The sequence below is a fragment of the Nonomuraea sp. NPDC005983 genome (assembly GCF_040614375.1).
GTDB lineage: Bacteria > Actinomycetota > Actinomycetes > Streptosporangiales > Streptosporangiaceae > Nonomuraea.
The window spans coordinates 32,725-57,990 of record NZ_JBEXUP010000050.1; the positions used below are offsets into that span (position 1 = coordinate 32,725).

Annotated in this window: 18 protein-coding genes; 10 read left to right on the plus strand and 8 right to left on the minus strand. The window is 69.5% G+C overall.

The features are described 5' to 3' along the window. Nucleotides 1-750, minus strand: coding sequence for a hypothetical protein (locus ABZ297_RS22285; RefSeq protein ID WP_355349184.1), 750 nt, complete (start codon nt 748-750; stop codon nt 1-3). A gap of 299 nt (nt 751-1,049) precedes the next feature. Here ABZ297_RS22285 and ABZ297_RS22290 point away from each other — a divergent pair, with 299 nt between their 5' ends. The 4 genes from ABZ297_RS22290 to ABZ297_RS22305 all read left to right on the plus strand — a co-directional run bounded on the left by ABZ297_RS22290 (nt 1,050) and on the right by ABZ297_RS22305 (nt 6,589). Further along, the gene (locus ABZ297_RS22290; RefSeq protein ID WP_355349187.1) at nt 1,050-2,345 is read left to right on the plus strand and encodes an ABC transporter substrate-binding protein; all 1,296 of its coding nucleotides are present in this window, start codon (nt 1,050-1,052) and stop codon (nt 2,343-2,345) included. A gap of 664 nt (nt 2,346-3,009) precedes the next feature. Further along, a complete protein-coding gene (locus ABZ297_RS22295) occupies nt 3,010-4,416 on the plus strand; it encodes a family 2B encapsulin nanocompartment shell protein (protein ID WP_355349190.1) in 1,407 nt (468 codons plus the stop codon). A 26-nt stretch (nt 4,417-4,442) separates the two neighbouring features. Beyond that, nucleotides 4,443-5,684, plus strand: coding sequence for a family 2 encapsulin nanocompartment cargo protein terpene cyclase (locus ABZ297_RS22300; RefSeq protein WP_355349193.1), 1,242 nt, complete (start codon nt 4,443-4,445; stop codon nt 5,682-5,684). A gap of 50 nt (nt 5,685-5,734) precedes the next feature. Beyond that, nucleotides 5,735-6,589: a geranyl diphosphate 2-C-methyltransferase gene (locus ABZ297_RS22305; protein ID WP_355349196.1), complete on the plus strand. Its 855-nt coding sequence runs from the start codon at nt 5,735-5,737 to the stop codon at nt 6,587-6,589. A gap of 13 nt (nt 6,590-6,602) precedes the next feature. On the opposite strand, the gene ABZ297_RS22310 is transcribed toward ABZ297_RS22305, so the two are convergent. The 6 genes from ABZ297_RS22310 to ABZ297_RS22335 form a co-directional block, all read right to left on the minus strand. Further along, nucleotides 6,603-7,001, minus strand: a complete 399-nt coding sequence (locus ABZ297_RS22310) for a hypothetical protein (protein ID WP_355349199.1) — start codon at nt 6,999-7,001, stop codon at nt 6,603-6,605. Nucleotides 7,002-7,068: 67 nt separating this feature from the next. After that, nucleotides 7,069-7,914, minus strand: coding sequence for an ABC transporter ATP-binding protein (locus tag ABZ297_RS22315; RefSeq protein WP_355349202.1), 846 nt, complete (start codon nt 7,912-7,914; stop codon nt 7,069-7,071). Beyond that, complete coding sequence (locus ABZ297_RS22320; RefSeq protein WP_355349205.1) at nt 7,911-8,849, minus strand: ABC transporter ATP-binding protein; 939 nt, start codon at nt 8,847-8,849, stop codon at nt 7,911-7,913. Before ABZ297_RS22320 ends, ABZ297_RS22315 begins: the two co-directional genes overlap by 4 nt. After that, nucleotides 8,839-9,825, minus strand: a complete 987-nt coding sequence (locus ABZ297_RS22325; protein ID WP_355349208.1) for a branched-chain amino acid ABC transporter permease — start codon at nt 9,823-9,825, stop codon at nt 8,839-8,841. Before ABZ297_RS22325 ends, ABZ297_RS22320 begins: the two co-directional genes overlap by 11 nt. 14 nt (nt 9,826-9,839) lie before the next feature. Then, a complete protein-coding gene (locus ABZ297_RS22330; protein WP_355349211.1) occupies nt 9,840-11,126 on the minus strand; it encodes a branched-chain amino acid ABC transporter permease in 1,287 nt (428 codons plus the stop codon). A gap of 374 nt (nt 11,127-11,500) precedes the next feature. Further along, nucleotides 11,501-11,845: a hotdog fold thioesterase gene (locus ABZ297_RS22335; protein WP_355349240.1), complete on the minus strand. Its 345-nt coding sequence runs from the start codon at nt 11,843-11,845 to the stop codon at nt 11,501-11,503. Between the two features lie 182 nt (nt 11,846-12,027). Between ABZ297_RS22335 and polA the strand changes: the two genes are divergently transcribed. The 6 genes from polA to coaE all read left to right on the plus strand — a co-directional run bounded on the left by polA (nt 12,028) and on the right by coaE (nt 20,051). Continuing rightward, nucleotides 12,028-14,718, plus strand: coding sequence for a DNA polymerase I (gene polA, locus ABZ297_RS22340; RefSeq protein WP_355349213.1), 2,691 nt, complete (start codon nt 12,028-12,030; stop codon nt 14,716-14,718). A 125-nt stretch (nt 14,719-14,843) separates the two neighbouring features. Then, complete coding sequence (locus ABZ297_RS22345; protein ID WP_355349216.1) at nt 14,844-15,944, plus strand: polysaccharide deacetylase family protein; 1,101 nt, start codon at nt 14,844-14,846, stop codon at nt 15,942-15,944. A 202-nt stretch (nt 15,945-16,146) separates the two neighbouring features. Then, the gene (gene rpsA, locus ABZ297_RS22350; protein WP_355349219.1) at nt 16,147-17,631 is read left to right on the plus strand and encodes a 30S ribosomal protein S1; all 1,485 of its coding nucleotides are present in this window, start codon (nt 16,147-16,149) and stop codon (nt 17,629-17,631) included. A 118-nt stretch (nt 17,632-17,749) separates the two neighbouring features. Beyond that, complete coding sequence (locus tag ABZ297_RS22355; RefSeq protein WP_355349222.1) at nt 17,750-18,901, plus strand: epoxide hydrolase family protein; 1,152 nt, start codon at nt 17,750-17,752, stop codon at nt 18,899-18,901. A 14-nt stretch (nt 18,902-18,915) separates the two neighbouring features. Further along, complete coding sequence (locus ABZ297_RS22360) at nt 18,916-19,362, plus strand: GNAT family N-acetyltransferase (protein ID WP_355349225.1); 447 nt, start codon at nt 18,916-18,918, stop codon at nt 19,360-19,362. 86 nt (nt 19,363-19,448) lie between these two features. Next, complete coding sequence (gene coaE, locus ABZ297_RS22365; RefSeq protein ID WP_355349228.1) at nt 19,449-20,051, plus strand: dephospho-CoA kinase; 603 nt, start codon at nt 19,449-19,451, stop codon at nt 20,049-20,051. A gap of 73 nt (nt 20,052-20,124) precedes the next feature. Here the strand turns inward: coaE and ABZ297_RS22370 are convergent, their stop codons facing one another. Continuing rightward, nucleotides 20,125-25,107 carry a pentapeptide repeat-containing protein gene (locus ABZ297_RS22370; RefSeq protein WP_355349231.1) on the minus strand — a complete coding sequence of 1,661 codons (4,983 nt, stop codon included), beginning with the start codon at nt 25,105-25,107 and terminating at the stop codon, nt 20,125-20,127. Nucleotides 25,108-25,266: the final 159 nt, after the last annotated feature.

Genomic DNA, 25,266 nt, shown 5'->3' on the forward strand with positions numbered 1-25,266 from the left:
TCAGCCGCCCAGGCCGCACGTCCTGAGCGCGTAGGCGGTCAGGCGCTCCTGTAGCGGCTTGGGCGGCACGACGATGACGACGCGTTCCTCGCCGCCGTCGAGTGTGGCCCGCACCGGGAACTGGAACGCCTTCTTGGCCTCGGCGAACGCGTGCGGGTCGCAGCGGCCGGGAGTGAGCGCGACGGGCAGCTCGACCTGTTGCGCTCCCGCCTCCAGCACGGCCAGGGGACGCTTCCTCGCCGCCGGGGTGACGATGTAGTGGGTGGTGCCGCCCACGTCCTGCACGGCGACCGTGCCCTCGCCCTTGCGGGTCAGGACGAGGCTGCCTCGCATGGCCTTGTCCTGTTCGGTCCAGGTGGGGCCGAACTCGATGTCCGCGGCCTGTTTGACGAGGAAGGCCGAGCACTCGTCGCGCAGCAGCCTGGTGAGGAGCGGGTCGGGGTGCGGCACGGGGAAGAGGACCCTGCGTAGTTGCTCCGTACCTGTGCGGATATGGGCCACAACGGTGGCAGGGCTCAGCTCCGGCAGCCCCTTGGCGGAGCAGTTGGCTTCGCCGTACGGAATACGGAGATCGGTCCGGGGCGTGCGGCGCAGCAGGGCGTCGGCTCTTTGCGGCGGCAAGGTTTTGAAAGAAGCCGTGACGAGCTGGACGTCGGAGAAATATACCGGTGTGTCCGAGCTGTTGGTGACGGCGATCTCCAGGACGTGTACCGGCTCGTCGGAGCGCCATTGCGCCAACGAGACCGACACGCCGGCAGGAGGCGCGGAGGTGGGCTCCGCCGCAGGCCCGCCGGCGGGCCGCGGGGAGCTGCACGAGGCCACGAGGGCGGCGGCGAGAAGGAGAGCGGTAAAGCGCTTCACTCGAAGCACATTAGGCATGGTCGCACAGCTCTCTAAGTTGAGGACTGATTACGACTCCGCATCCAAGTGCCGACAGTTCCCCAGTGCATCTGGTTGTAGCGCTCGACGGTTTTGTACGTTTCCGTCATTCGCTCGGGAACGTCGGCGGTGCTGACCGGATCCCGGCCTGGAGATGAAGGAGACACTTCATGGTCCGCATTGCTCCCGTGGGACGGGCACTGGCTGTCGCGGCTGCCGCCAGCCTGGCTCTGACAGCCTGCGGTGGTGGCAACAACACCGCCGCCCAACCGAGCCAGTCGGCTGCTGCTCCGTCCTCGGCGGCCCCTGCGGCGAAGGGCGATGGCACGCTGACCATCGGTACGCTGCTGCCGCAGACGGGCTCGCTCGCCTTCCTCGGCCCGCCCGAGATCGCCGGTGTCGACCTGGCGGTCAAGGAGATCAACGAGGCCGGGGGCGTGCTGGGCAAGCCTATCACCAAGTACGACACCGACTCGGGTGACACCACGACCAACATCGCCTCGCAGTCGGTGGACAAGCTGCTGACACAGAAGGCCGACGTGATCATCGGCGCGGCCTCATCGTCGGTGTCGGAGTCGGTGATCGACAAGATCACCGGTGCCGGGGTGGTGCAGTTCTCGCCGGCGAACACGTCCGACAAGTTCACCACGATCAACGACCACGGCCTGTACTTCCGCACCTCGCCACCCGACAAGCTGCAGGGCCGGGTGCTGGGTGACCTGGTGGTGGCCGACGGCAACGACACGGTCGGCATCCTGGCGATGCAGGACTCCTACGGCACCGGCCTGGCCGACCAGGTCCAGAAGACCGCCGAGGCGGGCGGCGCGCAGGTGGTGGAGCGCGTCGACTACGACCCGAAGGCGGCCGACTTCTCCGCGGACGTCGCCAAGATCAAGGCGAAGAACCCGAAGGGCATCGTGCTGATCGGCTTCGAGGAGACCGCCAAGGTCATCCAGGAGCTGGTCAAGCAGGGCCTGCCGGCTGACAAGCACAAGTGGTACATGGTCGACGGCAACACGTCCAACACCAACTACATCAAGATGCCCAAGGGCACGCTGAAGGGCGTCAAGGGCACCATTCCCGGCGCCGCGGCTCCGGAGGAGTTCCAGAGCAAGCTCAAGGCCATCAACCCCAAGCTGGAGGACTTCAGCTACGCGCCGGAGTCCTACGACGCGACGAACCTGGTCGCGCTGGCCGCCGAGGCCGCCAAGAGCGATGCGGGCACCGACATCGCGGCCAAGCTCGCCGATGTCAGCAAGGGCGGCGAGAAGTGCAAGGACTTCAAGACCTGCGCCGACCTGCTGAAGGCGGGCAAGGACATCGACTACGACGGCGTGAGCGGTCCGGTCGAGTTCAACGAGGCCGGTGACCCGGCGGTCGCCACCATCGGCATCTACCAGTACGGCGACAACAACAAGTACGCCACGAAGGCGCTGGAGTACCGCACCGGCGACATCAACGGCTGACAAAACTCCTGAAAGGGCCCGGTCGCGACCGGGCCCTTTCGTATGCCCGGCCCATGGATTCCCGGAAATGACGAGAATTCACATTCTTTGAAGGCGGCGCCTGAATGGACGAGCCGCCCCTTCGGGAAACAGTCAATTGCCGAGAGCGGGCCGGTCGCGTCATCGGGGTCGTCCTGAAAAGATGCGCCCGGCTCGTCGGCCTCGGAGCCGGATGACGCCGCCTCCTTCCGGCGCACTGCTCTTCGTCGGCCGTGCCGTGCTGGTCCTCGCCGGCGCCTGGGCCGAAGCCGCCCTTTCGTCAAAACGCACTGAATCTACGCCCAATAAACCGGCTCGGCCTATATCGCTGCGCAATGGGTCTTACTAGACATAAAGCATCGTCACGCGGGGTCACCAGCCCATTGCGTGCTCGCGTGACGCCCTTTAGCATCGAAGACGCCGCGATCAGAGCTGCACGTGCGGACAAGAACGGGAATGCGCTGATTCTAGTGACCAGATCGCGCAAGTTAGTCATCGTGGCGCGGGCGCCGAAGAGGAATCACCCGCGCTGACAAAGGTATATGGGCATATCACGCAGACCCCCGCCCGGAATCGGCCGCCGAGCGGAGCTTCACTCATCTGAACTGACGGATTCCCCATCCACGATCAGCGAGTGCGAGGAAACATGTCCACTGAGCAAACGGAGCCCGGCACGGAGCAGCTGTCGAGCCTCGACACCAGGGCCGCGCGCAACCTGGCCACCACCACCAAGACCCCTCCGCAGATGCAGGCCATCTCCTCCCGCTGGCTGCTGCGCATGCTGCCCTGGGTCGACGTGCGCGGCGGAACCTACCGGGTCAACCGCAGGCTGACCCACCGGGTCGGACGCGGCCGGGTGAGCGTGGCGCAGAGCGGGGCCGATGACGTGTGGATCATCCCGGAGACGCTCGCGGAACTTCCCGCGCTGCGCGGCTTCGACGACGTCGCCATGCTGAGAGCGATCGCCGCGACGTTCACGCCACGGGAGTTCCACGCGGGGGAGGTCATCGTCGCGGCCGGCACCCCGGTGAGCGAGACCTATGTGATCGCGCACGGCCGGCTCGACCGGCTGTCGACCGGCAAGTACGGAACCACGGAGGTCCTGGGCGTCATCTCCGACGGAGACGGGTTCGGCGACGAGGCCCTGGGCCGCGACGACCCGCGCTGGTCGTGCACCGTCAGGGCGGCCACCGCCGGAACCCTCATGGTCTCGCCGTGGCGGGAGTTCCAGCGGCTGCTCAGCGGCTCCCCGGCCCTGCAGGAGCACATCGAGCGGTACCTGGAGGGCACACGCAAGCCGGTCAACAGGCGCGGCGAGGCGGCGATCGACATCGCCTCCGGCCACGTGGGCGAGCCGTCCATCGACGGCACGTTCGTCGACTACGACCTCCGGCCCCGCGAATACGGCCTGAGTGTCACGCAGACCGTCCTGCGGATCCACACCCGGGTGGCCGACCTCTACAACGACCCGATGAACCAGTTCGAGCAGCAGCTGCGCCTGACGATCCACGAGATCCGCGAGCGCGAGGAGTGGGAGCTGCTCAACAACCGCGAGTTCGGGCTGTTGCACAACGCCGACTACGGCCAGCGGATCAACTCCTGGTCGGGCCCTCCGACCCCCGACGACCTCGACAACCTGATCAGCATGCGCCGCAAGACCCGCCTGCTGCTCGCCCACCCGCGGACGATCGCCGCGTTCTTCAGCGAATGCAACAAGCGTGGGCTGACCGTGGGCAGCGCCGACGTCAACGGCCACGAGATCCCGGCCTGGCGTGGAATCCCGATCTTCCCGTGCGGCAAGATCCCGATCACGGAGGGGCAGACCAGCTCGATCCTCGCCCTTCGCACGGGGGAGGACGACCAGGGGGTCGTCGGCCTCTACCAGACGGGCATTCCCGATGAGCACGAACCCGGCCTGAACGTGCGGTTCATGGGCATCAACAGCCAGGCCGTGATGTCCTACCTGGTCAGCGCCTATTATTCGGCCGCGATCCTGGTCCCCGATGCGATCGGGATCCTCGAGAACGTCGACATCGCGGCACCTCGCTCCTGACCGATCAACCCAGGAAGAGGGGCGTCATGCCGGAATTCACCGCGGATGAGACCGCACGACCACGTATTCCCGACCCGCCGCCGCCCGGCGGCGCGAGGTGGCTGCCGGGAGGGCCGACGGGCCTGGGAACCTCCGGGCTCCGCTTCCCGGCCGCGGACCAGCCGCCCGTGCCCGGGCTCGACGAGGACGACGGGCACGTCCCCGGTGAACTCGGCGCCCTGACCGGGGGATTCTCGCTGACGGCGGCCCCAGCGGCCGAACGCAGGTACGGCCTCGCCCCGCTGGTCTACCGGGAGCGGGACTGGGGTGACGGGTCGTACCCGCCGCTCTACTGCCCTGACACCGTACGGGTCGACGAGGGCCTCGCCGACGAGGTCGACCGGCGGCTGGCGGTGTGGGCGGAGCGGGTCGGGATCCACGACGGCCGGATGGAGGAGTTCCGCGACACCGGGTACGGGCGGCTGGCCATGCTCACCCATCCCGACAGCGACGACCCGGACATGCTGCTGGTGGCGGCCCAGATGAACGCCGCCTGGTGGGCGGCCGACGACTACTACGCCGACGAGAGCGCGCTCGGCGCGACCCCGACCGAGCTTCCCCCACGGCTCGCCCTGGTGATGTCGGCCATGGACCCGCCCCCGCCCGCGGGCGACTACACCCGCCAGCTCGAGGACGTGATCCGGGCCGACCCCGTCCTCGTCTCGCTGAGATCGGCCACCAGCCACCTGACCCGCCACGCCACCCCCTCACAGGTCATGCGGGCCTGCAACACCACCTTCCAGATGTACGTGAGCTGGACCGCCTACGCCGCCTGGCGGTACCTGGAGACGCTGCCGCCCGTGTGGCGTTACCTCGCGGCCCGCCAGCACGACAGCTTCTACACCTCCATGACGCTCATCGACATCGTCGGCGGCTACGAGCTGCCCGCCAACCTCTTCTACGACAGGCGCTTCCACACCGCCCTCATGCAGGCGGGCACCGCCAGTGTGATCGTCAACGACCTCCACTCCGTGGCCAGGGAGGCAGCCGACGAGCTTCCCGACTCGAACCTGGTCCTGCTCATCGCCGCCGAAGAGAACTGCTCCACCCGCGAGGCGACCGAACGGGCCGTCTCCCTCCACAACGACTTCGTCAGGGGTTTCGAAACCAGCCAGCGAAACCTCGCCACGATCCCGTCCACGGAGCTGAAGCGGTTCCTGCGCGGAGCGCAGGGATGGATGGCCGGATGCCTTGAATGGCACGGCAGCTCCAGCCGCTACCAGTCGTGACGCCGGCCGATGGACCCGAGCCCATGCCCCCAAGGAAAGGAATGTCATAGGTGACCGCCATCCAAGACTCTCCCGTCCTCAGCAGCCTCTACCAGCGCTCTGTCGCCGACTACTGGAACGCCGAGAAGAACCCGGTCAACCTGCGGCTGGGCGAGGTCGACGGCATCTACCACCACCACTACGGCATCGGCGAGGTCGACTGGTCGGTCCTGGAGGGCCCCGAGGGCACCCGTGAGGAGCGCGTCACCAGGGAGCTGCACCGGCTGGAGTCCGCGCAGACCGACGTCCTGTTGAGCCAGCTCGGCCCCCTGAAGCCCGAGCAGCGGATCATGGACGCCGGATCGGGCCGCGGCGGCTCCAGCATCGTCGCCAACCTGCGGTTCGGCTGTCACGTGGACGGCGTGTCCATCTCCGAGTCGCAGGTCGCCTTCGCCAACGACCAGGCCAGGCTCCGCGGCGTGGACGACAAGGTCCGCTTCCACTTCCGTAACATGCTCGACACCGGCTTCGAGACAGGCGCCTTCCAGGCGATCTGGAACAACGAGAGCACGATGTACGTCGAACTCGGCCTCCTGTTCGCCGAACACGCCCGGCTGCTGCGCCGCGGCGGCCGGTACGTGTGCATCACCGGCTGCTACAACGACGCCTACGGCCTGCCGTCCAGGGCCATCAGCCAGATCAACGCCCACTACATCTGCGACATCCACCCGCGCAGCACCTATTTCAGGGAGATGGCCGCCAACCGCCTCGTCCCCATCAGCGTGGTGGACCTCACGGCCGCCACCATCCCCTACTGGGAGCTGCGGGCCAGGACCTCTCTCGCGACCGGCATCGAGCAGCCCTTCCTCGACGCCTACAACAACGGCAGCTTCCAGTACCTGCTCATCGCCGCCGACCGCGTCTGAGGCGGGTCAGGAGCTAGTCGCAGCCCGCGACGATCTGGTCGGCCGCGACCCGGTACTCCTTGAGCAGGGTCACCTGCCGGTCGTGCGGGATGTCGGCCTTGGACAGGCCCGCGGTGGTGGTCTTGACGGTCTGCACGGCCGGTGCGAGGGAGTCGGGCAGCCGGTCGCCGAACTGGAGAGTGATGCCGCGCAGCTCGGCTAGCCTGCCGAGCACGGCGTCCTCGAAGTACTGGCTGTCCTCCTGGCCCCTCGGCTTGAGCATCAGGTTGGCGTAACCGATGGCGGAGACGACGCGGGCGCAGGGATCGTCGGTGGGATCGCCGCCCGTGCTGTACCTCGCGGCCGAGGCCGCCGTGTCCTGGCAGCCGACGAGGATGGGCAAGATGATGGCTAACGCCGCTAAACGTCGCACATTGCCCATTAAAGAGCGGAGAAGGGGCCCGCGGGGAGCCCCTTCTCCGTCTCGAAATCGCTAAATATCACGCCTTGGCGAGCGTGCCCAGGTACAGCTCGATGACCTTGGGGTCGTTGGCGAGCTGGCGGCCGGTGCCCGTGTAGGCGTTACGGCCCTGGTCGAGGACGTAGCCACGGTGGCAGATCTGCAGACAGCGCCTGGCGTTCTGCTCCACCATGATCACGGTGACGCCCGCCTTGTTGATCTGCTGGGCCTGGATGAACACCAGGTCCTGCAGCTTGGGCGACAGGCCCGCTGACGGCTCGTCCAGCAGCAGCACCGACGGCTCGGTCATCAGCGCCCTGGCCATCGCCACCATCTGCCGCTCACCGCCCGACAGGGAACCGGCACGCTGCTTGCGCCGCTCCTTGAGCGCGGGGAACAGCTCGGCGACGAACTCGAAGCGCTCCTTGAACTTGCCGGGCACCTGGAAGGCGCCCATCTCCAGGTTCTCCTCGATGGTGAGGCTGGGGAAGACGTTGTTGGTCTGCGGGACGTAGCCGACGCCGCGCGAGACCAGCGCGTGCGCCTTCATGTTGGTGATGTTCTCGCCCTTGAGCGTCACCGTGCCGCTGCGGATGTTGACGAGCCCGAACATGGCCTTGAGCAGCGTGGACTTGCCCGCGCCGTTGGGGCCGATGATGCCGATCAGCTCGCCCTCGCGGACGTAGAGGTCGGAGCCGTTGAGGATGTTGACGCCGGGCAGGTACCCGGCGATCAGCTCGTCGCACCGCAGCACGGCCTGCTGGGCGCCTTCGAGGTGCGCGCTGCGGTCGGTGACCGCCGCCTTCGACTCAGTGACGGTCTCAGTGACAGCCTCAGTGACGGTCTCGGGGGCGGATTCGGGGGCGGATTCGGGGACGGCGTTCACTTCTGCGTCTCCTCCTCGATCTCGGCCTCGAGCGCCGCCTCGGCCTCGTGGAGCTGGGCTTCGAGCTCGCTGTCAGACAGCGGGGCGTCGTGGTGGGCGCCCAGGTAGGCGTCGATGACGCGCGGGTCGGACATGATCGTGTCGGGTGGCCCTTCGGCGATGACGGCGCCCTGGGCCATGACGATGACCCAGTCGCTGATGTCGCGGACCATGTCCATGTCGTGCTCGACGAACAGCACGGTCATGCCCTGCTCGCGCAGGTCCTTGACGTGGCCGAGCAGCGACTGGGTGAGCGCCGGGTTGACGCCCGCCATGGGCTCGTCCAGCATGACCAGCTCGGGCTGGACCATCAGCGCGCGGGCCATCTCCAGCAGCTTGCGCTGGCCTCCGGAGAGAGACCCGGCGAAGTCGTCGCGCTTGGCGTCGAGCTTGAAGCGGACCAGCAACTCCTCGGCGCGCTCGCTGATGGCGTCCTCCTGCTCGCGCCACAGGGCCGGGACGAGCGCGCGCCAGAAGCTCTCGCCCTTCTGCTGCTGGGCGCCCAGGCGCATGTTCTCCATCACCGACAGGCGTGACAGCGCCTTGGTGAGCTGGAACGTGCGGACCATGCCGAGCCTGGCGACCTTGTGCGGCGGGACACCGCTCATGCTGCGCCCGTTGAAGGTCCACTGGCCGGAGTCGGCGGTGTCGAAGCCGGTGAGCTGGTTGAAGAAGGTGGTCTTGCCGGCGCCGTTGGGCCCGATCAGCGCGGTGATGGAACCGCGCTGGATCTCGACGTGCTGCACCTCGACGGCGGTGAGGCCGCCGAAGCGGCGTACCACGTTGTCGACGACCAGGATCGGGTCGGGCTTGGGGACGCCAGGTTCGCGTTCGAGCTCCTTGAAGGCGGCCAGCGCCGCCGCCTTCCGCTCGCTGGTGGTGGTTTCAGCGCGCATCGATTGCTATCTCCCTCTTGTCACCGAAGATGCCCTGTGGCCGGAAGACGAGCAACAGGATCAGGCCGAGACCCACCAGGATGTAACGAACGGGACCAACCTGGATGGACGTCATGAACGGGATGTATCCCGCCTGGACCGCCTCGCTGAGGACGCCGTTGACCAGCACCAGCAGCACCCAGAAGATCATCGAGCCGATGACCGGACCCAGCACCCGGGCGGCGCCGCCGAGGATGACGATCGTGTAGGCGAAGAAGGTGGTCTCCGTGCCGAAGATGTCGGGCTGCACCGAGGCGAAGGCCAGCCCGTAGACGAAGCCGCCGAGACAGCCGATGACGCCGCCGAGGATCAGCGACTGCATCTTGTACGAGAAGACGTTCTTGCCGAGGCTGCGCACGGCGTCCTCGTCCTCGCGGATGGCCTTGAGCACCCGCCCCCACGGGCTCTTCATCAGCATGTAGACGACGCCGCAGGAGATGCCGACCAGGATCCAGCCGACCAGCAGCACCCACAGCAGCCGGTGGTTGAAGGTGATCGGGCCGATGCCGTACTCCCCGTCGGGGAAGGGGTTGAGCGCGTAGAAGCCGTCGGAGAAGCCGCGCTGGCCGTCGGAGCCGCCGAAGACGTTCTTGAACGCCACGGAGCGGAAGACGAGCCGGACGATCTCGGCGGCGGCGATCGTGACGATGGCCAGGTAGTCGGCGCGCAACCGGAGGGTCGGGGCGCCGAGCAGCAGGGCGAGCAGCACGGCGGCGAGGATGCCGACGCCGATGCCGATCCAGAACGGCAGGCCGATCACGGTGACCGTGACGGCGAGGCCGTATCCCGCGACGCCCATGAAGGCCGCCTGGCCGAAGTTGAGCAGGCCGGTGTATCCGAAGTGGATGTTGATGCCGATGGCGGCGAGTCCGTAGAGCACCGTCTCGACGCCGATCGCGGCCTTGACGGTGGTGGTGAAGATCGTGAGCCAGTCCATGTGAGCCTCCCCGGTCAGCCGATCCGCTCGCGGCGGCCGAGGATGCCCTGCGGCCGGATGAGGAGCACGATGATGAGTACGGCGAGCGCGCCGACGCTCTTGAGCTCCGGCGGCACCCAGAGCGTGGAGACCTGGATGAACAGGCCGACGACGAGCGAGCCGACGAGCGCGCCGAACGCGGTGCCGAGGCCGCCGAGCGTGACTCCGGCGAAGATGAGCAGCAGGATGTCCTGGCCCATCGTGTACTTGAGGTTCTGCGACAGCCCCAGCATGATCCCGGCCAGTGCGGCGACGGCGCCCCCGGTGGTCCAGATGATCCTGATGACCCGGTCGACGTTGATGCCGGACGAGGCCGCGAGCGCGGGGTTGTCGGCGACGGCGCGGGCGGCCTTGCCGGTGCGGGTGCGCAGCAGCGCGACACCGACGATGATCAGGACGGCGAGCTCGATGCCCATCGCGACGAAGTTCTTGGGGGCGGCGGAGATGGGGCCGATCTGGATGCCCGGCTGTGCGGTGTACTGCGCGTAGGCCTCGTTCTGGCCGCCGAACAGGATGAGGAAGACGTACCTCAGGAAGAGCGCGACGCCGATCGAGATGATCATCATGGCGATGGTGCCCGTGCCGCGCCTGCGGAGCTGCCCCCAGAAGAAGCGGTCCTGCGCGTAGCCGAGCCCGCCGGCCAGGACGACCGCGATCACGGCGGCGGGGATGAGGTGCAGCCCGATGCCGACGTTGAAGGCGTAGGCGAGGATGGCGCCGAGCGTGACGAGCTCGCCATGGGCGAAGTTGGTGAGCCCGGTGGTGCCGTAGATGAGGGAGAGGCCGAGCGCGGCGAGTGCGATGATCAGGCCGAGATTCAGGCCCTCGAAGGTGAGCTGGGCCGCCTGGTCCCAGAACGGACTCTCTTCGGCGCCTTGATCCTGAGGCTGCCCCGCGGCCCCCTTGGGCTGCAGGGCGAACAGCACGGTGGACATGTTGCCCGCGAACACCGTCGGCGTTCTGACGTTGCTGCCCCCGCGGACGTCGGCGTTTTGCGGAAGCGTCTTGACATCAAGGGTGACCTTGTACTTTCCCGGTTTGTCGACCGGGACCTCCCATGCGCCCTGGGCGTCACTTGTGACCTCCTTGACGGGGTTTCCATCCTCGGTGGTCACGACGATTTTCACGCCGTTCACTGGCTGGCCTTGGAGTTTGAGTGTCCCTCTCAGGCCCTGGTCGGGCGCCGCCGCGTGGGCGGCGCCGGCGAGCAGGAAGATGAGTCCACCCAGAAAGGCCGTGAACGCGATCACGGCTCTGCGCAATGGTGCTCCCTCAGGTAGGTCAAGGCGGGGTTCTCGACACGCGGGCATCGCAGGCACGACTGGGATGCTTGGGCGGGAGCTTATTCCGCGATCGCCCGGTTCAGTATCGTTCGTCACCAATTAGTGACACGTGTGTGTCACGGGCGTGAGCAACAAGAAGCCAGGTCAGGGGCTAAATCCACGTATACGCCTGGCAATGGTGGGGCACGTTGGGTAACGATCGCCCATAAATGTGAACGAGCCCGACGGGGGTAGACCTTTGGGACCATGCGAGGCTTCCCCGGCCTCACCGTTTTCTACTCAGCCTCCCCCGCGGGCTCTGCTGGGTCAACCGTAGCGACCCGCGGGGCTGGTGTGCAAAGGGTGAATTCCCCTCAACGGTCGCGCAACATGCAGGTGAGGCGCGAGGTGCACACGCGTCGTCCCTGCTCATCGCTGATCTCGATGTCGTACGTGGCCAGCGATCGGCCGCCGTGCAGCCGCGTCGCGACGCCCGTCACATGACCGGAGGTGGCCGAGCGGTGGTGGGTCGCGTTGATCTCGATGCCCACGGCGATGCGGTCCGGCCCGGCGTGGATGGCCGCGCCGACGGAGCCCAGCGTCTCGGCGAGCACCGCGGAGGCACCGCCGTGCAGCAGGCCGTACGGCTGGGTGTTGCCCGCCACCGGCATGCGGCCCACGACGCGCTCCGCGCTCGCCTCGACGAACTCGATGCCCATCCGGTGGGCGAGCGTGCCCTCGTGCACCGCGCCGTAGGCGGCGAACTCGGCCGACGGGTCGGTCACGGGGCCGGTCGCGGGGCCGGTCGCGGGGCCGGTCGCGGGGTTGGTCTGCGTCAAGGGGACGCCTCCAGTCTTCCGAGCTCGGGTTTTCTGTCGCAGTCGCAGACTAGGCTGCGGGTGTGCCGAAGAGTGACGTGACCCCTGAGCGCCCATGTCTGCTGCTGCTCGATGGGCATTCCCTTGCCTATCGTGCGTTCTACGCGCTCAAGGACGCCAACCTGATGACCACCGACGGGCAGCACACCGAGGCGGTCTACGGGTTCACCTCGATGTTGACCAACGTCCTTCGCGACGAGCGGCCCACCCACGTGGCGGTCGCCTTCGACCGGTCGGAGCCGACGTTCAGGCACGAGGAGTACGCCGAGTACAAGGCCAACAGGAGCGAGACGCCCGAAGATTTCCGCGGCCAGATGCAGCTCATCTTCGAGCTGCTCGACACGCTGCGCGTCCCGCATCTGTCCAAGGCCGGCTTCGAGGCCGACGACCTGATCGCCACGCTGGCCACCCGCGCCTCCGCCCAAGGGATGAGCGTGCTGATCGTCACCGGCGACCGCGACGCGCTCCAGCTCGTCAACGAGCACGTCACGGTCCTGATGACGCGCCGCGGCATCAGCGACATGACCCGGTTCACGCCCGAGGCCGTCGAGGAGAAGTACGGTCTGTCCCCGGCGCAGTACCCCGACTTCGCCGCGCTGCGCGGCGACCCCAGCGACAACCTGCTCAGCATCCCCAGCGTGGGCGAGAAGACCGCCGCCAAGTGGGTGCGCGAGTTCGGCTCGCTGACCGCCCTGGTCGACCGGGTCGACGAGGTCAAGGGCAAGGTCGGCGACAAGCTGCGCGAGCACGTGGCGCAGGTGCTGATGAACCGCAGGCTCACCGAACTGCTCCGCGACGTCCCGCTCGACGTCGAGCCCGCAGGGCTCACGCAGGGCGCCTGGGATCGCGAGGAGGTCAACAAGCTCTTCGACACCCTGCAGATCCGCGGCGAGCTGCGCGAGCGCGTCTTCAAGACGTTGGGCGCCGGCGAGCAGGAGCCCGACCAGGGCTTCGAGGTCGAGACCGTGATCCTCGGCCCCGACCGGGTCGCGGGCTGGCTGTCGGCGCTGCCCGGGGGCCGCGCGGGCGTCGCTTTCAAGGGCGTGTACGGCAGCGGCACCGGCCGCGTCGACGCCATCGCCATCGCCTCGCCCGACGGCACGGCCGCCCACATCGACCCGGTCAAGCTCACCGAGGCCGACGAGGCGGCGCTGCGGGCCTGGCTGGCCGACGAGACCAAGCCCAAGGCCGTCCACGACGCCAAGGGGCCCATCCTGGCCCTGTGGGCTCAGGGCATGACGCTCAGGGGCCTGGCGTGCGACACGGCGCTGGCGGCCTACCTGGCGATGCCGGGCCAGCGCACGTTCGCGCTGGAGGATCTGGCCAGGCGTTACCTCCACCGCGACCTGCGGGCGGAGGAGGAGTCAAACGGCCAGGCGGCGCTGTTCGGCGACGACGACGACGCTCCTGCCAAGGAGCTCGCGCTGCGCGCGCACGTGGTGCGCGAGCTGGCCGAGGCACTCGAGGCCTTCCTGTCGGGCCGGGGCGGCACCCAGCTGCTGACCGACGTGGAGCTGCCGCTGCTGACCGTCCTGGCCGAGCTGGAGCGGGCGGGCATCGCGGTCGACGGCGCGTACTTCACCGGCCTGGAGGCCGAGTTCGGCGCCGCGGTCAAGCACGCGGTCGGAGAGGCGCACCGGGTCGTCGGCGAGCAGTTCAACCTGGGCTCGCCCAAGCAGCTGCAGGAGATCCTCTTCGTCCGGCTCAACCTGCCGAAGACCAAGAAGATCAAGACCGGCTACAGCACCGACGCCGACCAGCTCGCCTGGCTCGCGACCCAGACCGACCACGAGCTGCCGACGATCATGCTGCGGCACCGCGACCAGACCAAACTGCGCACCACCGTCGAGGGGCTGATCAAGGAGATCGCCGACGACCAGCGCATCCACACCACCTTCAACCAGATCATCGCCGCCACCGGCCGGCTGTCCTCCGAGAAGCCCAACCTGCAGAACATCCCGATCCGTACCGCCGAGGGCCGCCGCATCCGGCAGGGCTTCGTCGTCGGCGAGGGCTACGAGACGCTGCTCACCGCCGACTACAGCCAGATCGAGCTGCGCATCATGGCCCACCTGTCGGGCGACGAGTCGCTGATCGCGGCGTTCGAATCGGGGCACGACTTCCACCAGGCGACCGCGGCCAGGGTGTTCGACCTGCCGCCCGAGCAGATCGACGGCGAGCTGCGGGCCCGCATCAAGGCGATGAACTACGGCCTGGCCTACGGCCTGTCCGACTTCGGGCTGTCCGGGCAGCTCAACATCCCGGTGGCCGAGGCGCGGGCGCTGAAGGAGGAGTACTTCCAGGAGTTCGGCGGTGTCCGCGACTTCCTGCAGGACATCGTCCGGCAGGCGCGCAACGACGGCTACACCGAGACGATCATGGGCCGCCGCCGCTACCTGCCCGACCTGACCAGCGACAACCGGCAGCGCCGCGAGATGGCCGAGCGGATGGCGCTCAACGCGCCGATCCAGGGGTCGGCGGCCGACATCATCAAGGTCGCCATGCTCAACGTCCGCCAGGCGCTGGGCGAGGAGGGGCTGGCGTCCCGGATGCTCCTGCAGGTCCACGACGAGCTGGTGTTCGAGGTGGCGCCGGGCGAGCTGGAGCAGCTCACGCAGCTCGTGCGCGACCAGATGAACGCCGCCTACCAGCTGCGGGTGCCGCTGGAGGTCTCCGTGGGAACCGGCCGCACCTGGGAGGACGCCGGGCACTGACCGGGCGGCTTCGCCCCGGCCGTTCACACGCATGCGGCGGGGCAGTCCGACATGGCGTGAATCGTTCCATGCGATCATTTTGGACTACGCTGAAAGTCGGTTTCCCCGATGGGCACGGGAGTTCTGTGCGGATACCAGCGTCTCTCACGCGGATCATCGGCGTCGCCAACGTGGGCGTCGTCGTGGTGGCGATCATCGGCTTGAACCTGCTGCCGTCCGACGGCGACGGCGACGGCGCGTCAGGACGGCAGGCCGCGGGCAGGGCGGAGCAGAGCCCGCCGGGCGAGCCCACCGCGGTGGCGAGCGAGCCGCCGGGCGTGGAGGCCACCCCCGAGTTCGCCAAGCAGGTCAAGGCCAACGAACTCGGCGTGGTGCCGGTGCTGATGTACCACCGGATACTCAACAAGCGGCTGGCCTCCATCGACCGGACTCCCTCGCAGGTCAGGCAGGAGCTGGAGAAGCTCGCCAGGCAGGGGTACGTGCCCGTCACCGCCAAGGAGTTCGTCACCGGCGCCATGCCGGTGCCCGCGGGCCGCTTCCCCGTCGTGCTCACGTTCGACGACGGGCACCCGAGCCACTTCGCGCTCGACGCGAACGGGCAGCCCAAGCCCGACACGGCGGCCGGCATCATCCTCGACGTGGCCAAGAAGTACCCGTCGTTCCGGCCCGTCGCCACTTTCTGGGTCAATCGTGACCCGTTCGGGCTGCGCGAGCGCGACCAGCAGGTCGCCGCCGTGCAGTGGCTGGTCGGCCACGGCTTCGAGGTGGCCAACCACACCTGGTCGCACCCCAGCCTGTCGGTGCTGCCGAAGAAGCGGGTCCGTGAGCAGATCGTCCGGCTCGACCGGCTGCTGGTCAAGCTCGGCGCGGGGCCCGCCAAGACCATGGCGCTGCCGTTCGGAGCGGAGCCGCACCCGCGGAAGCTGGCCCGCAGCGGCACCTGGGACGGCACCTCGTACGACTTCGACGGGGTCTTCCTGGCGGGAGCGGAGCCCTCCCTTCCGCCCTATGCGAAAGCTTTCGACCCGCTCGCCATCCAGCGGATCCAGAGCAATGGCAAAAAGGGCGAATGCCGCAAGTGGTGCTCCCAGTACTGGCTGGAATGGCTGAACAAGCACCCCGAGGAGCGCTATGTCTCCGACGGCGACCCGGCCCGGATCTCCATCCCGAAGAAACTTCAGGGTAAAATCACCTCCAAGCGGAGACCGCAGGTCAACGCGTACTGACCGGCGCTTCGTGTCGCCTGGATTGACCCCGTGGCCTAGTTCTCATATGCTGATCGCTGCGCTGTGGGCTCGCGCGCGCCTCAGACGGAGCGGGCTCGCGCTCGGTCACGTCGATGTCGTATTTCCTCGGCTTGATGCGGAAGAGGGCCTGCCGCGCGTCCGCCACATCGACATCCTGTCCGCGTTCGGAGCAATTCCACACATGACGTCCAGCACTGAGGCCACCTCGAGCACCCCGCAGGTAGCGGTCAACGACATCGGGTCCGAGGAAGCCTTCCTCGCCGCGATCGATGAGACCATCAAGTACTTCAACGACGGCGACATCGTCGAGGGCACCGTCGTCAAGGTCGATCGAGACGAGGTCCTTCTCGATATCGGCTACAAGACCGAGGGTGTCATCCCCTCGCGCGAGCTTTCGATCAAGCACGATGTCGACCCTGCTGACGTCGTGGAGGTCGGCGAGCACGTCGAAGCCCTGGTTCTCCAGAAGGAGGACAAAGAGGGCCGCCTGATCCTGTCCAAGAAGCGTGCTCAGTACGAGCGCGCCTGGGGCACGATCGAGAAGATCAAGGACGAGGACGGCATCGTCACCGGCACCGTCATCGAGGTCGTCAAGGGTGGTCTCATCCTCGACATCGGCCTCCGTGGCTTCCTTCCGGCGTCCCTGGTCGAGATGCGACGCGTTCGCGACCTGCAGCCGTACGTCGGCCGCGAGCTCGAGGCGAAGATCATCGAACTCGACAAGAACCGCAACAACGTGGTCCTGTCGCGCCGCGCCTGGCTCGAGCAGACCCAGTCCGAGGTTCGCCAGACGTTCCTCAACACCCTTCAGAAGGGCCAGGTCCGCAAGGGCGTCGTCTCGTCGATCGTCAACTTCGGTGCGTTCGTCGACCTCGGCGGCGTCGACGGTCTGGTCCACGTGTCCGAGCTGTCCTGGAAGCACATCGACCACCCCTCCGAGGTGGTCGAGGTCGGCCAGGAGGTCACGGTCGAGGTCCTCGACGTCGACATGGAGCGCGAGCGCGTCTCCCTGTCGCTCAAGGCGACCCAGGAAGACCCGTGGCAGCAGTTCGCCCGCACCCACCAGATCGGCCAGGTCGTGCCGGGCCGCGTCACCAAGCTGGTGCCGTTCGGCGCGTTCGTCCGGGTCGAGGAGGGCATCGAGGGCCTGGTCCACATCTCCGAGCTGGCCGAGCGTCACGTGGAGATCCCGGAGCAGGTCGTCCAGGTCGGCGACGAGATCTTCGTGAAGATCATCGACATCGACCTCGACCGTCGCCGCATCAGCCTCTCGCTGAAGCAGGCGAACGAGGGTGTCGGCACCGAGGTCGAGTTCGACCCGACCCTGTACGGCATGGCCGCCACCTATGACGACCAGGGCAACTACATCTACCCCGAGGGCTTCGACCCCGAGACCGGTGAGTGGCTCGAGGGCTTCGACAAGCAGCGCGAGGAGTGGGAGCGGCAGTACGCCGAGGCCCAGACGCGCTTCGAGGCGCACAAGAAGCAGATCGAGGAGGCCCGCAAGGCCGAGGCCGAGGCGGGCGAGGCTGCTCCCTCGTCCTACAGCGGCGAGTCGCAGGCTCCCTCGACCAGCTCCTCGTCGTCGGCTCCGGCCAGCGGCGCGCTCGCCTCTGACGAGGCGCTCGCGGCGCTCCGCGAGAAGCTCGCGGGCGGCCAGAGCTGAGGCTCTGAGTAGTACCTGAGAAAGGCCCCGCACGGTCGCCCGTGCGGGGCCTTTCCTTGTGCGGCTGCGCGCGTATTGCGGAACGATCCTTTCCGCGATGACGTCTAGGGTTCCCGGCATGAACGACATCACGCCTTTCCGTATCGACGTCCCGCAGGCCGACCTCGACGATCTGAGGGAGCGGCTGAGCCGCACCCGCTGGCCTCGGCAACTGCCCGGGGGCGGATGGCGTCGGGGAGTCCCCGTCGGCTACCTGCGCGAGCTGGCCGCGTACTGGGCCGACGGCTTCGACTGGCGGGCACAGGAGGCGAGGCTCAACGCGTCTCCGCAGTTCACCACCGAGATCGACGGCCAGTGCGTGCACTTCCTGCACGTCAGGTCGCCCGAGCCCGGCGCCCTCCCGCTGATCATGACGCACAGCTGGCCCAGCTCCGTCGCCGAGTACCTGGAAGTGATCGGCCCGCTCACCGACCCGCGTGCCCACGGCCTCGACCCCGCCACCGCCTTCCACGTCGTCGCGCCCTCGCTGCCCGGCTTCGGCTTCTCACCGTTCCCCGAACCCGCCGACGAGCGTCCGTGGAGCATCGCCCGCGTCGCCCGCACCTGGGCCGAGCTGATGAGCCGACTGGGGTACCGGTGCTACGGCGCGCACGGCAACGACGCGGGCGCGCTGGTCAGCCCGCAGCTCGCCGTCCTCGACAGCGCGCACGTGGTCGGCTCGCACATCACGGCCGGACTGGGCATCCCCACGGGCGACCCCGCCGAGCTGGACGGAGCCACGCAGGAGGAACAAGCCGGGCTGGAGAGGCTGGCCGAGCTGTTCGCCGGAGGCAGCGGCTACGGCACGTACCTCGCCAACCGGCCGCAGACACTCGCCTTCGGCTTCACCGACTCGCCCGTGGCCCAGCTCGCCTACCTCGTCGAGCGGTTCAAGGAGTTCGACGGCTGGCCCGAGGGAGAGGTGGCGGAGCCGATCGAGCGCGACCTGGTGCTGACCAATGCCAGCCTGTACTGGCTGACCGGGACGGGCGGCTCGTCGTCCTGGACGTACTACGAGGGCGCGGCCGGCATGCCGATCGACCAGACCGACGTGCCGACCGGGGTCTCACACGGCGGGCCCCCGCTGATGCGCCGGATCGCCGAGCGCGGGAACGCGATCACGCACTGGGCGGGGGAGCACTCGCCCAGCCACATGGTCGCGATGGCGGCGCCGGGGTCGCTGGTCGGCAGCATCAGGTCGTTCTTCGGGCGACTCGCCGTGAATGCGTGAAGTAGGGTGCTGCGGTGGACATCGAGCGGGCGGTGGCGTCCGACGCGGGTGAGATCCTCACCGTGCAGAGAGCTGCCTACGTGAGCGAGGCGCAGCTCTATGGAGACCCGTTCATCCCGCCGCTCGTCGAGTCCCTGGAGCAGGTCCGCGCGGCCATCGTGTCGGCGACCGTGCTCAAGGCGGTCGACGGGGGGCGGGTGGTGGGGGCCGTCCGGGGCCAGCTGTCCGGCGCCACCTGCCTGGTCGGGCGGCTGGTGGTCGTCCCCGACCGGCAGGGCAGAGGCGTCGGCACGGCGCTGCTGACCGCCCTGCACGAGCAGGTGCCGGAGGCCGCCGCGTTCGACCTGTTCACCGGCCATCTGTCCGATGGGAACCTGCGCCTGTATCGCCGCCTCGGCTACCGCGAGACGCACAGGGCGCGCATGGACGACCACCTCACCCTGGTCCACCTGCGACGCTGATCGGCACACGGGCGCGTCCCTCCCAACGTCGTGATGGGCGGTAGTGGGCGCGTGCGTCCGGGATTGTCCGCCGATAGGCTTTCGATGTGCTGACGATCGGACTCACGGGCGGCATCGGGTCGGGCAAGAGCGAGGTGTCCAGGCGGCTCGCGGCCCGAGGCGCCGTCGTGATCGACGCCGACAAGATCGCCCGCGAGGTGGTGGAGCCCGGCACCCCCGGCCTGGCCCGGGTGGTCGCGACCTTCGGCGACGGCGTCCTCCACCCCGACGGCTCCCTGAACCGGGAGAAACTGGGCGGCATCGTGTTCGCCGACCCCGACCGGCTCGCCGCGCTCAACGCCATCGTCCACCCGCTCGTGGGGGAGCGGGTGGCCGCCCTTCAGGCGCAGGCGGCCGACGACGCGATCGTGGTGTACGACGTGCCGCTGCTCGCGGAGAACAACCTGGCTCCCATGTACGACGTGGTGGTCGTCGTCGACGCCTCCGACGAGGTCCGCATCGCCCGCCTCGCCGAGCACCGGGGCATGCCGGAGCAGGACGCCAAGGCCCGCATCGCCGCCCAGGCCGGCCGCGAGGAGCGGCTCAGCGTCGCCGACGTCGTGATCCCCAACGAGGGGAGCCTGGAGGACCTGGAGGCCCGCGTCGACGCCGTGTGGCAGGACCTCGTCCGGCGAGCCTCGCTCGGCTAGCGGCCACACAGAGCACAGGCCCGCCGAAGGGCACGACCGCGGGCCGTCGAGGCCCGCTGAGGGGCGCCCTGTCTCAGAAGGGGGCGTCGAGGGCTACCTGCCGCACTCCCGGCAGGTGCAGGTCCAGCTCGCCGAGCTCGAACCTCGACATCCCGATGACGTGCCAGAACTGGCCACCCACCTCGCCCTGTACCTTGTAGCGGCCGTCGGGCGCCAGCGCCGCCCACCCCTCCGGCAGGCCCAGCAGCGTTGCCAGGCGGGTGTCGCCGTCCCAGAGGATCACCGTGCCGTCGTCGCCCGCGCTCGCCAGCAGGTCGGAGACGGGGCTGTAGGCGACCGACCAGACCCGGCGGGCGTGGCCCGTGTGCGTGTGCAGCAGCTCGCCGCTCTCGGTGCCCCACACCCGGACGGTCAGGTCGTCGCCTCCTGTCGCCAGGCGCTCGCCGGTGCGGTCGAAGGCGACGCTCCACAGCCGTCCGGCGTGCTTGTCGAGCGTGTGCATCAGGCGTGGCTGCCAGGGCTGGCCGGGACGCAGCTCCCACACCAGGGCCCGCCCGTCGTTGCCGGCGCTCGCCAGGTAACGGCCGGACGGGGAGAAGACGACCGAGTAGACCCGGTCGGTGTGCCCCTCCAGGGTCGCGATCCGGCCGCCCGATTCGACGTGCCAGATGCGGACGAGCCGGTCGTCGCAGCCCGTCGCGACGTACCGGCCGTCGGGGCTGAACGCGATCGAGCGGACCCTGCCGCGGTGGTCGGCCAGGTTGCTCACCAGGCGGCTGGTCGGCCGGTACCAGATGCGGACGCTGTCGTCGTCGTTGGCCGTGGCCAGCATCTCCCCGTCGGGGCTGAACGCCTCGGCCCACACGTGGTCGGTGCCGGCGTCGAGTTCGCGCTCGTAGTCGCCCGTCGAGGCGTTCCAGAAGTGCACGCCGCCGTCGTTGCTGGAGGTGGCCAGCACCGGCCCCGCCGGTGAGAACAGCGCCGAGATGAGCCGGTCGGCGGTGCCGGTGAACTCGCGCAGGCGGCGGCCGGTGCGCGGCTCCCACACCCGCACCACGCCGTCGTTGCCGCTGGTCGCCAGCATCGAGCCGTCGGCGCTGAACCTGACGGAGGAGATCCGCCTGCCGTGCCCGCGCAGCACCCGCTGGCATTTGCCGGAGGAGGTGTCCCACAGCCGGACCGTGCCGTCGTTGCTGCTGGTGGCGATCTGCTCCCCGTCGGGATGGAACGCGAACGGCCACACCGAGCTGCGGTGCCCCGTCAGCTCGGTGCGCCGGGTGCCGCCGGCCTCCTGCACGCGGACGACGCCGTTGGAGTCGCCGGTCGCCAGCGTGCGCCCGTCGGGGCTGAACGTCACCTGGTAGACGGCCGCCGCGTGGGTGGTGTGCAGGCCGCGGGGCGTGCCCGTGGTCGGCTCCCACAGGCGCACCGCTCCGGAGGTGTCGCCGGTCGCCAGCAGCGAGCCGTCGGGAGAGAAGGCCACGCAGTAGACGCTGCTCCCGTGTCCGGTCAGGGTGTGGCGCAACGTCCACGACGTGGTGTCCCAGACGCGGACGGTTCCGGCCTCGTCGCCCGTGGCGAGCAGCCCGCCGTCGGGGCTGTGCACGACGCGGTAGACCGCCCCTCTGTGCCCGTCGAGGGTGTGCGCCACCCGGCCGGAGGCGAGGTGCCAGACCCGCACCACGCCGGCCGTGTCGCCGGTGACGAGCGCCGCGTGGCCGAAGGAGACGGTGTAGACGGGCGACTCGTGGCCGGACAGCCGGTGCAGGAGCTGCCCGGTGGCCGCATCCCAGACGCGGACCACGCCGTCGCCGCCGCCCGCCGCGACCAGTTCGCCCCCGGGGCTGAGCCGCACCGGCCAGACGCCCTCGGCGTGCCCGGGCAGGGTGCGCAGCCGCTCGCCGGTGAGCGCGTCCCAGAGGATCACCGTGCCGTCGCTCGCGCCGGTGGCGAGCACGTTCCCGGCGAAGGAGACGGCGTAGACGCGGCCGCGGTGGCCCTGCAGGTTCCGCACCGGCTGGCCGCCGACGCACAGCAGCACGCCGCCGTCGTCGCTGCCGATCGCGATCGTGGAGCCGTCGGGGCTGTACGCGATCGGCTCGGGCAGGCGGCTGGTCTGGAAGTGGTACCCGTACGGTACGCCGATCGCGGCGGGAGCCAGCTGCACCTCGACCTGCTGCCCCGGCACCACCGCCGCGCCCGGCAGGGGCGGCAGCGTGCCCGTCACGTTGATCAGCGCGGCCCGGTGCCACACGGCGCCCTCGGCCGAGATGTCGCTCAGGTCGGTGCGCGCCAGCCGCGCGCCCGACAGGTCGGCTCCGGACAGGTCGGCGCCGGTCAGCCTGGCCCCGTCGAGCCGCGTGCCGACGAGCTTGGCCTCGCGCAGGACCGCGCGGGACAGGTTCGTGCCCGCCAGCGTCGCGCCGGTCAGGTCGGCGCCGGTCAGGTCGACCTCCTGGAGGTCCCTGGCCGACAGGTCCTCGCCCTTCAGGTTGGCGCCCCTCAGGTCGGCGCGGGCGGGCGTGCGCAGCCGGGCCGCGATCTTGACGGCGTTCGCCCGGGCGACGTCCTCCGCGGGCGGGTCGTCCACCCACGCCCGCAGGGCCTGGACGTCGGCCAGGTCGCACAGGAACTCCACCGTCAGCGCCGACAGCGGCCTGCGCGACAGCGTCACCGGCGCGTCGAGCGTCGCCGCGACGTGCCGGGCGATCAGCCACTCCATCACCGAGGCGTGGATGAACCCGAACATGCCCTCCTCGGTACGCACCAGCAGGCTGCCCGAGCCCACCGCGTACGCCGTGTGCGCGGGTGACAACTGGCCGGCGGCGAGGTCGGTGAGCGTTTCGGCGATCTCGGTCAGCTCGTCCACGCCCAGCAGGGACTCGCCCGAGTCCCACAGCCGCAGCGCCAGCGCCGTCACCGCCCGCCACAGCTCGTCGGTGGTCAGCGCGGTCGCCGAGCCGGGCACCTTGGCCCGCCGCTCCTCGAACGCCAGCCACGAGCTGAGAATCTCCTCGTAGAGCAGGGCAGGGCTGATCGTGTGCCGGGCTCCCGCCACCGTGCGCAGCCGGTCGGCGTCGAGGTCGGCGATGAAGCTGAGCATGCGCGGGTTCTGCGCCAGCGCGAGCAGGTCGGAGATGCCTTCCATGAGCGACATGCGGGCCGTGGCCTCGTGGCCGTCGTCGAAGCGGTTGGCCAGGTACGAGCGGATCTGGTCGTGCGTGAAGTCCTCGACGCTGAGCACCCGCCGCTGGGGCAGCACCCCCACCATCTCGCCGAGCGAGGTCAGCACCTGGCTGTGCGACTTGAAGTGCTGGGTGCGGCTGGCCACGACGATCTTCGCCTTGTCCTCGGCCGCGGCCAGCAGTGTCGCCAGGTGGTCGGTCGCCCGGTCGTAGGTGAGCCGGGTGACCAGCTCGTCGAAACCGTCGAACAGCAGCACGATCCGGCCCTGCCTGAGCAGGTAGCGGAACGCCTTGAGGTCGATGAACTCCTCGCCGTGCGCGGCCAGGTGGGCGGCCACCAGGCTGTCGACGCTGTGCGCCTTGTCCAGCGCCCGCAGCTCGATGAAGATCGGAGTCAGGTGCGGCAGCTCGGCCGGGATGCGCCTGGCCAGCTCGCGCAGGGCGAACGTCTTGCCGTGGCCGAAGTCGCCGAGCAGTAACAGGAACCTGCCGTGGTCGGCCGCCAGCAGCCGCATCAGCTCGTCGGTCAGCCCCTGCCTGACCAGGTGGCCGGGCCGGTCGAGCTCGCGGTAACGCTGCGGGACGTACAGCTCCGGCGGGTAGCGGCGGTCGGTGACGAGCCTGGACGACTGCTCGGCCACGTAGCCCGACAGGTCCAGCAGGCCCTGGAACTCGGTGAAGCTGCGCAGCCTGACGCCTCTGCGCATGAGGTCGTCGCGGAGCGCGCGGGCAGGCGGCGGGCCGCCCTGGTAGACGAGCTCGGCGGTCAGGTCGGCGGCGTGCGCCTTGCGGACGAAGTCGTCGGTGTCGGCGGCCGTCAGCTCGCCGACGTGCGCGCCGATCATCGTCAGCCGGACGAAGCCGTCCTCGGGGTGGGTGACCACCAGGTGCGTGGGGAAGCGGCGGATCCTGGCCCGCTCGTGCCTGGCCTCGCACACCTCGGTGATGCGGTCGAGCAGCAGCTCGACGGGGCTCGGCTCGCGCTCGGCCGGTTGGGGCGCGGGGGCGGGCTCGGGCAGCGCCTCGCCGGCGAAGGTGGCCTGCGCGGCCCGCCAGCCGGACGAGACACGCTCGGGCTCGCCGCCCCGCGGCAGCCAGGTGCGCAGCCCGGCAGGGGTGATCTCGACGACCTGGTGGTGCCCGGAGCGCGGCGCGGCCACCGCCCCCTCGCCCGCCTCGCCCGCGCCGTGGAAGAGCAGGTTGAGCCGGTGGCCGAGGAGCCGCTGGAACGCCGGGGCGTCGTGCAGCGCGGCGGGCGGGTGGCCGATCGCGCCCAGCCGCAGCCACGAGCGCTCCTCGTACGGGCGCAGCCGCTCGGCGAACCAGGCCGCCTGCGCCTCGCCGAGCAGCGGGTACGCGTCGCGCTCCAGGTGGCTCATGGCCATCGTCGAGTTCAGCCCCGCCACGACCACCTTCAGGTCGGGCACCTCGAACAGGCTCCACGGCTGGCCGCCGTCGAACACCCGGTCGTCCAGCCCCTGGTACACCTCGCCGAACAGGCCCGCGAAGTGCCGCCACTTCGGCCAGTACGGCGGTTGCGGGATCACGTCGTCGGCCTCGCAGGTGAGGAAGTACGCGCTGGCCGCCGCCTTGGTCACGTCGCGGGGGCCGGGCACGATCACCAGCCGGTGCGGCTCCAGGCCGATCAGCAGCCTCAGGTCGGTCAGGAACCGCGTCGCCTGCCCGAACTGCCCGAGACTGCCCGACTCGGTGAGGTCGCCGCTGACGACCATCAGGTCGGGACGTGGCATCCCCCTGTCGTACATCTCCGTCAGGTCCGCCCAGATGCGTGCCTGCATGTCCTCGGGGGTGAACGGCTCGCCGGGGTCGGGCAGCGCGCGTCCGAACCGGGGGCCGCCGATGTGCAGCACGCTCAGCGACTCGCGCGGCTGGGCCGTGACCGCCGACGGGGGGAACTTCGGCGCGGTCACGGGGGCGCGCCGCGCCCGTGACCGCTCGGCGGGCGGCGGCAGCGTCGGCGCGGGCAGCGGCACCGCCGGGCCGGACGGGAACGCCGGGGCGGCCTCCGG

Coding starts and splice junctions, on each gene's coding strand:
- ABZ297_RS22290 (WP_355349187.1), top strand. CDS start 1,050: ATGGTCCGCATTGCTCCCGTGGGACGGGCACTGGCTGTCGCGGCTGCC.
- ABZ297_RS22295 (WP_355349190.1), top strand. CDS start 3,010: ATGTCCACTGAGCAAACGGAGCCCGGCACGGAGCAGCTGTCGAGCCTC.
- ABZ297_RS22300 (WP_355349193.1), top strand. CDS start 4,443: ATGCCGGAATTCACCGCGGATGAGACCGCACGACCACGTATTCCCGAC.
- ABZ297_RS22320 (WP_355349205.1), bottom strand. CDS start 8,849: ATGCGCGCTGAAACCACCACCAGCGAGCGGAAGGCGGCGGCGCTGGCC.
- ABZ297_RS22325 (WP_355349208.1), bottom strand. CDS start 9,825: ATGGACTGGCTCACGATCTTCACCACCACCGTCAAGGCCGCGATCGGC.
- ABZ297_RS22335 (WP_355349240.1), bottom strand. CDS start 11,845: ATGGGCATCGAGTTCGTCGAGGCGAGCGCGGAGCGCGTCGTGGGCCGC.
- rpsA (WP_355349219.1), top strand. CDS start 16,147: ATGACGTCCAGCACTGAGGCCACCTCGAGCACCCCGCAGGTAGCGGTC.
- ABZ297_RS22355 (WP_355349222.1), top strand. CDS start 17,750: ATGAACGACATCACGCCTTTCCGTATCGACGTCCCGCAGGCCGACCTC.